Origin of the sequence: Mycobacterium sp. ACS4331, from assembly GCF_001667265.1 — a bacterium.
In the GTDB taxonomy this organism is placed as follows: Bacteria; Actinomycetota; Actinomycetes; order Mycobacteriales; family Mycobacteriaceae; genus Mycobacterium.
Genome location: NZ_LZHW01000031.1, coordinates 208290 through 215353 on the forward strand (window position 1 = coordinate 208290; position 7064 = coordinate 215353).

Here is a 7064-nt window from a genome sequence, read left to right on the forward strand (position 1 = left end):
CCCGCGTGGCCTAGGTGATCCAGCCGTGGACCAGCAGGGTGAGGCGGTTCCAGTAGTGCGTCGCCCATTCGATGACGATGGTGTCGGTGCGCGAAACCCACAGCGCGACGATCACCGCGACCAGCATCGCGAGCACCAGCAGGGCGACCGCACCGCCGGAGATCCGGCTGCGGTACAGCGTCGCCACGGCCTTGGCGTCGACGAGCTTCTCACCCACTTTGAGCCGGGTCAGGAACGTCGAGGGGTTGCTCTGCTGACGCGTGCGGTCGAAGAACTCCTCGATCGTCGCGGTGTGGCCCGCCGTCACGATCAGCGCCGCGCCGTGGTGATCGGCCAGCAGCAGGGCCAGATCCGCGGCCGACCCGGCCGCCGGGAACGTCATGGCGCCCACGCCGAGGTCCTGGATGCGCTCCAGGCCCGGAGCGTGTCCATCGGCGTCGGCGGGCAGCACAACCTGGGCGCCGGACTTGAGCACCTCCGCGCTCATCTGCTCGGGGTCACCCACGATCAGTGCGGGACGGTAACCCGCCTTGCGGAGCACGTCGGCGCCGGTGCCGACGCCGACCAGGACGGGCTGGTACTCCTTGATGAAGGGTTTGAGGCCCTTGAGGTCCTCGGCCGCGCTCGCCTCCTCGGCCACCACGACCACATGACGGCGACGCAGGTCGACGTCGATGTCGGGGATGCCGATGCCGTCGATGAGCAGCGGGCTCTCGCTGCGGATGAATTCGATGGTGTTGCCCGCGAACGCCTCGAGGTGACTGACCAGGCCGCTCTTGGCCTCATGCATCTTCTCGATGACCTCTTCGTCGGTGCGCTCCGTGCCCAGGATGAGCCGCCGGTCACCGGAGTAGATGCCACCGTTGTGCAGGCGCACCTTGGCGCCGTCCTTGACCTTCTTGAACACCTCGGGGCCGGTCTCGTCGATCAGCACGATGCCGTTGTTCACCAGCACCTCGGGGCCCAGGTTGGGGTACCGACCGGAGATCGACGGCGAGGCATTGACCACGCCGGCGACCTGCGCTTCCACCAACGCGTCCGCGGTGACGCGGTCGAGGTCCAACACGTCGAGGATGACGATGTCGCCAGGCTCGATCCGGCGCAGCAGGCGGTCGATGTCACGGTCCACCCGGGCCGTACCGACCACGCCGGGCCGAGAGGTGCCATTACGTGTCAGAAGCGCTGCCATCCTCATGGCGCCGATTCTGTCGGCAGATCCGGGTTCGTCCCGGGAGGCGCGCCGTAACATCTGCCTCAGAAGTCACATTGCGTCACATCCGCAACAGTTATGAAGCGGAAACGCGATCTTCCTGTGCAGCCGCGAGCAGCTCCCGCGCGTGCGCTCGACCGGTGTCCGACTCCCCCAGCCCGGCCAGCATGCGGGCCAGTTCGGCGACCCGTTCGTCGTCGTCGAGTCGACGCACCCGGCTGGATCCGTTCCCACCGACGGCGTCGACCACCAGGTGGGTGTCGGCGTAGGCCGCGACCTGGGGCAGGTGTGTCACGACGATCACCTGATGGGTGCGCGCCAACCGCGCGAGCCTGCGCCCGATCTGCACCGCGGCGCGACCACCCACGCCGGCGTCCACCTCGTCGAACACCATCGTGGTGCCCTCGACCGAGGCTGCGAGCACGACCTCGAGCGCGAGCATCACGCGCGACAGCTCACCGCCCGAGGCGCTCTTGGCCAGCGGCAGCACCGTCGAACCACGATGCGCCGTGAACCCGAACTCGACCGCGTCGACACCGGCCGACCCGGCGTGCACGACCTCACCGGTCGGCAGCGTGAGCGGTGCGGAGTCGTCGGCGGCCGCCGGGATCGGTGTGACGCCGATCGTGAAGTCGGCCTGCGCCATCGCCAGACCGCCCAACTCCTCAGTGACGGCCTTGGCCAGCGACTTCGCGGCCTTGGTGCGGACCCGGGTCAGCACCCCGGCAGCCTCGGCGACTCGGACCGCCAGGTCGTCGACCCGCTGCCGCAGGCCCGCCAGCGCCTCTTCGGACACGTCGAGTTGAGCCAACCGCTCGCGACTCTGCGCGGCCCAGGCCAGCACCCCGTCGACGTCGGCGGCGTACTTGCGGGTCAGGGTCCGCAGCTCGGCCTGGCGCGCGAGCTTGCCCTCGAGCGTGCTGGCATCGCTGGGCAGGTCGTTGAGGTAGGCGCCGACCTCCCTGGACACGTCGGCGACGACGGTCAGCGCCTCGGCGAGCTGCTGCCCAAGCCCCTGCAGTGTCGCGTCGTCGGTGGCCTCGAGCGCGGCGGCGGCCTGCGCCAGGGACTGTGCGGCCGACGACGTGTCGGTCGCACCGTCGGCGTCGTCGCCGCCGCTGAGCGACATCCGGGCCGCGGCCGCGGCCTCCCGCAGGGCATCCAACTCCGAGAGTCGGCGGATCTCGGCGACCAACGCCTCGTCCTCGCCGGGAGTGGGATCGACGGCGTTGATCTCCTCGAGCGCGAATGTCAGCCGGTCGGCCTCCTGCGCGAGTTCGCGAGCACTGTTGGTGCGCTCGACCAGATCACGCCGCGCCTGCAGCCACTCGTCGCGCAGTGCCCGATACCGCCGCAGCTTGTCGGCGACGTCGGCGAACCGGTCGAGCGCCGCCCGCTGCTCGTCGGGCCGCATCAACCGCAGCTGGTCGTTCTGCCCGTGCAGCGTCAGAAGCTGGGTGGTGAAGGTGCTCAACGACTTCGCCGGAACGCTGCGCCCACCCAGATAGGCGCGCGACGGACCGTCGCGGCTCACCGAGCGCAGCGCGATGACACTGCCGTCCTCGTCGCGTTCGGCGCCCGAGGCGTCGAGGATCTCGTCGACCGCAGAGACCAGGTCGCCGTCGATGTCGGTGGTCATGAACCGACCCTCCACCACGGCGCGCTGCGCACCCGAACGGACGCGGTTGGCATCGGCGCGGGCGCCGCCGAGCAGATGCAGGCCGGTGACGACCATGGTCTTACCGGTGCCGGTCTCGCCGGTCAGCACGGTCAGGCCACGGTCGAACTCGGCGTTGGCGGCACTGATCGCGCCCAGAGACTCGATGCGAATTTCGGAGAGCACGGTCTACTTTCCGCGCCACCCGGTGACCGGCAGCCGGAACTTGCGCACCAGGCGGTCGGTGAACGGGGCGCTGTCGAGACGAATCCACTTGACTGGTTTGGCCGACCGGGTGACCTCCATCCGGCCGCCCGCCGGCAGCACCATTTCACGCCGGCCGTCGCAGAACACCAGGGAGTCATGGCTGTCGGCGTCGGTCTCCACCGCGATCACCGCCGCGGGACTGGTGACCATGGGCCGCGCGAACAGTGCGTGCGCGTTGTTCGGCACCACCAGGATGGCCTCCAGATCCGGCCACAGCACGGGCCCGCCGGCCGAGAACGCGTAGGCCGTGGACCCCGTCGGCGTCGACACCAGCACGCCGTCACAGCCGAAGGACGACACCGGTCGGCCGTCGATCTCGACCACCGCGCCCAGCACGCCCAGCCGCGGGCCCTTCTCCAGGCTGGCCTCGTTGAGGGCCCAGCCGCGGCTGAGCACCGTGCCGTCGACGCTGATCGCGACGTCGAGCGTCATCCGGGTCTCCACCCGGTAGTCACGCTGAACGACGTGGTCCAACACGCTGTCGATCGCGTCGGCCTCCGCCTCGGCCAGGAACCCGATCCGCCCGAGGTTGACCCCCAGCACCGGAATGTCGGCGTCGCGGGCCAGTTCCGCCGCCCGCAGGAAGGTCCCGTCACCGCCGAGCACGAGCACGAGTTCGCAGCCGTGCGCGCCCTGTTCGTCGGGGTCGATGACGTTGATCGCGGCGCCGAGCGCCCGCACATCGTCCGGCGCCAACTTCAGCGAGCCGCGGTCAACCGCCTCGGCGGTCAACAGGCGCAGCCCGATTCCGTTGTCGCTCAGCACCTTCTCCACGCGGCATGCGACTTCGGTCGCCTCGTCGCGGCCGGTGTTCACAACCATCAGCACGGTGCGTTCGCCTGTCATCGCGGCCCTTCGTCGACGGCGCGTCGGATCGCCGGTTCGAGATCCTCGTCGGACAGCGCCTGCTCGGCGTGGCCGCGCAACCAGAGGAAGTACTCCACATTGCCCGACGGACCGGGCAGCGGGCTGGCCACCGCACCCATGGTGTGCCAGTTCAGTTCGGCGGCACGCTGCGCCACCCGCAGCACCGCATCGGCACGCAGGCCCGGTTCATGCACCACGCCTCCCGCGCCGACCAGGCCCTTCCCGACTTCGAACTGCGGCTTCACCATAGGAACGATATCGGCGTCGGGGCCGGCGCACGCAGTCAGCGCGGGCAGCACCGTGGACAGCGAGATGAACGACAGATCGGCCACCACCAGGTCGACGGGACCGGAGATGGTCTCGGGCGTCAGGTCGCGCACGTTGGTGCGCTCGATGACGACAACCCGGTCGTCGGAACGCAGGGACCACGCCAGCTGGCCGTAGCCGACGTCGACCGCGACCACCTCCCGCGCACCGCGATCCAGCAGCACCTCGGTGAAGCCGCCCGTGGAGGCGCCGGCATCCAGGCAGCGCCGGCCCGTCACGTCGATCCCGAATGCGTCCAGGGCGCCGATGAGCTTGTGCGCGCCGCGCGACACCCACGACCGTTCCCCAGCATCGGCGACCTTGAGAGATGCGTCGATGGAGATGGAGGTCGCCGGTTTTGCGGCGGGCAGACCGTCGATGCTGACCCGGCCCGCACTGATGAGTTCGGCCGCCTGCTGGCGCGAGCGCGCCAGTCCACGGCGGACCAACTCGGCGTCCACCCGCGTACGCCGTGCCATGGTCTGTTCAGCCCTTCTCGACCGACTCCAGCGCAAGGACCAACACGTCGTGCGCCTCTTCGAGTCGTTGGGCGATCGTGTCGATGTCTACGTCGCCAGCCGTGGTCGGCCCGGACTCCGAATCGGTGTCGGGCAGTTCAGCAAGGATCGCGCCGATCAGGGAGCGGATCTGGTTCGGGTCGGTGGTCATCTCGACGCCTACGCTAGTCGATCGCTCAGTCGGACAGGGCCCACCGGGCCAGTGCGCCCGCCGCGTCATCATCGCCACCGCGCACGGAGACCACCTGGCCGTCGGGAGCGTCCCAGACAGCGCGGGCGACGGCCCGCACCACCGCGAGGTCGTCGGCGGGTGTGCCGGCGGCGGTGACGGTCGCGACTCCGTCGCCGACGGTGACCCGCCACGCGGCGTTCGCCGCGACCTCGAGGTCGGCGGCGGGTGCGTGCAGACCGGTCAGCGTCTCCGCGATGTGGGTGGGCCGCTGGTCGGGGATCGCGAACACCGCGTCACGCGCGGTGTTGACGCCGGTCAGCACCATGAGGCTGGGCAGGCCGGCTGCGTTGGCGCCCGCGATGTCGGTGTCGAGCCGATCCCCGACCACCAGTGGAGTCTGGAAGGAGCCGCGGGACAGCGCGTCATTGAGGAGGGCGGGCGCAGGCTTGCCGGCCACCTGCGGGATGGCGTCGGTCGCGGTCCGCAGCGCCGCGACCATCGACCCGTTGCCGGGCAGCAGGCCGCGCTCGGACGGCAGGGTCTTGTCGACGTTCGCGGCGACCCACAGCGCACCGGCCCGAATGGCCAGCGCGGCCTCGGCCAACTGGGCCCACCCCGTCTCCACCGAATGGCCCTGCACGACGGCGACCGGTTCGTCGGCGAACAGCCGCACCGGGGTCAGGCCGACCGTGCTGACCTCCTCGGCCAGTGCATCGGTGCCCACCACGAGAACCCGGCTCTTGGGCGCCAATTGGGCCGCCAGCAGATGGGCCGCGCTCTGCGCACTGGTGACGACGTCCTCGGCGCTGGCGGTGAAGCCGAGGTCCCTCAGATGCTCGGCGACCTCCTCGGCACGGCGCGAAGCGTTGTTGGTGACGAACAGGGTTCGCGACGAAGTGTCGGCCAAAGCGCCGACGGCTCCGTCGGTGGGTTCATGCCCCCGGAACACCGTCCCATCGAGGTCGAGCAGCAGACAGTCGTGAAGGTGGGCCAGAGTCGTCACGTCAGGCGAGCTCGCTGACTCGTTCTTCGGCGTCGGTGACTCCGTCGACATCAGCACTGGCCGAATGCAGGAACCACTGCAGGGCCTCGTCTCTGCGGCCGAGCGCGAGCAGCGTCTCGGCGTAGACGTAGAACAGTCGGGCCGCGGTCTGGCCGGACTTCGACGGATCGGGCGCCGGTGCGGACAACAGCGCAAGCGCCTGCTCCAGCTGTCCCAGGTCGGCGCGGGCGCCGGCGACCACGATGCGCAGCTCGTCGGCATCGTCTCCGGTCAGCGCCTCCGCTTCCGGGGTGCGGGCCAATTCAATGGCGCGCTCGGGGCGTCCGACACCACGTTCGCAGTCCGCGATCAGCGGCAGAAGCGTCGATCTGCTCCCCATGCGGCGGGCGGCACGGAGTTCGGCCAGCGCCTGGGCCCAGTCGCCACAACGGTAGGCCGCGATGCCGACGGCCTCGCGAATGGCCGCGATGCGACCCGAGCGGGTGCGGGCGGCCTGCGCATGAGCGAGCGCCGCCTCGGGGTCGTCGTCCAGCAGTTCGCCTGCCATCACCAGATGCCGCGCGATGGTGTCCGCGGTGCTCTTGTCGAGCGTGCTCAACTCACGGCGGACATCCGGGGCCAACTGTTTGGCTTCGATCTCATGGGGAATCGCGGGGCCGCTGCGACGATCGCCGTCGTCCCTGCCATCGCCGGCCGGCCGGGGTTGTGCGCGTCGGGCGCGGTCAGGACCGCCCCGCTGTGGCATCTGACTGCGCTGTCCATGCCGTTGTTCACCGCGCGGACCGCCGCCACGGGAATCCCGTGCCGGCCGCCGTTCGCCGCCCTGCCTGTTGTCGACCACGTCTGTTCCTGCCCGTTTCCCGGAAAAGCCTCGTGTTCAGGATACGGGGTGCACCGATTTTGCGACAATTCGCCATTCCAATAATGGACGAATCAACAAAGAATGGAATTACCACCCTGGAAATAGAAACGCCCCCCACGTGTGTGGGGGGTGTTTCTGTGTGTGTTCGGCGGTGTCCTACTTTTCCACCCGAGTTGGGTAGTATCATCGGCGCTGACAGGCT

At 69.7% G+C, this 7064-nt stretch carries 7 protein-coding genes; all 7 read right to left on the reverse strand.

Annotation, left to right across the window (positions count from 1 at the left end):
- Positions 1-10: 10 nt before the first annotated feature.
- Positions 11-1195: a putative cytokinetic ring protein SteA gene (gene steA, locus A5727_RS09025; protein ID WP_068247820.1), complete on the reverse strand. Its 1185-nt coding sequence runs from the start codon at positions 1193-1195 to the stop codon at positions 11-13.
- A gap of 91 nt (positions 1196-1286) precedes the next feature.
- Positions 1287-3053 (reverse strand): DNA repair protein RecN, encoded by a 1767-nt coding sequence (recN, locus tag A5727_RS09030; RefSeq protein WP_068247823.1) that lies wholly within the window; start codon positions 3051-3053, stop codon positions 1287-1289.
- A gap of 3 nt (positions 3054-3056) precedes the next feature.
- Positions 3057-3980, reverse strand: a complete 924-nt coding sequence (locus A5727_RS09035) for an NAD kinase (RefSeq protein WP_068247826.1) — start codon at positions 3978-3980, stop codon at positions 3057-3059.
- Positions 3977-4786, reverse strand: coding sequence for a TlyA family RNA methyltransferase (locus tag A5727_RS09040; RefSeq protein WP_068247829.1), 810 nt, complete (start codon positions 4784-4786; stop codon positions 3977-3979). The genes A5727_RS09035 and A5727_RS09040 overlap by 4 nt, the downstream gene beginning before the upstream one ends.
- 7 nt (positions 4787-4793) lie before the next feature.
- Positions 4794-4976, reverse strand: a complete 183-nt coding sequence (locus tag A5727_RS09045) for a hypothetical protein (protein ID WP_068247832.1) — start codon at positions 4974-4976, stop codon at positions 4794-4796.
- 25 nt (positions 4977-5001) lie between these two features.
- On the reverse strand, positions 5002-6000 hold the full coding sequence (locus tag A5727_RS09050) for an HAD-IIA family hydrolase (protein WP_068247835.1): 999 nt from the start codon (positions 5998-6000) through the stop codon (positions 5002-5004).
- Between the two features lies 1 nt (position 6001).
- Positions 6002-6841 carry a tetratricopeptide repeat protein gene (locus A5727_RS09055; RefSeq protein ID WP_231991999.1) on the reverse strand — a complete coding sequence of 280 codons (840 nt, stop codon included), beginning with the start codon at positions 6839-6841 and terminating at the stop codon, positions 6002-6004.
- Positions 6842-7064: the final 223 nt, after the last annotated feature.

What these genes read in the sequence shown, in the direction of transcription:
- steA (WP_068247820.1), bottom strand. Translation starts at nt 1,195, where the DNA reads ATGAGGATGGCAGCGCTTCTGACACGTAATGGCACCTCTCGGCCCGGC.
- A5727_RS09045 (WP_068247832.1), bottom strand. Translation starts at nt 4,976, where the DNA reads ATGACCACCGACCCGAACCAGATCCGCTCCCTGATCGGCGCGATCCTT.
- A5727_RS09035 (WP_068247826.1), bottom strand. Translation starts at nt 3,980, where the DNA reads ATGACAGGCGAACGCACCGTGCTGATGGTTGTGAACACCGGCCGCGAC.
- A5727_RS09040 (WP_068247829.1), bottom strand. Translation starts at nt 4,786, where the DNA reads ATGGCACGGCGTACGCGGGTGGACGCCGAGTTGGTCCGCCGTGGACTG.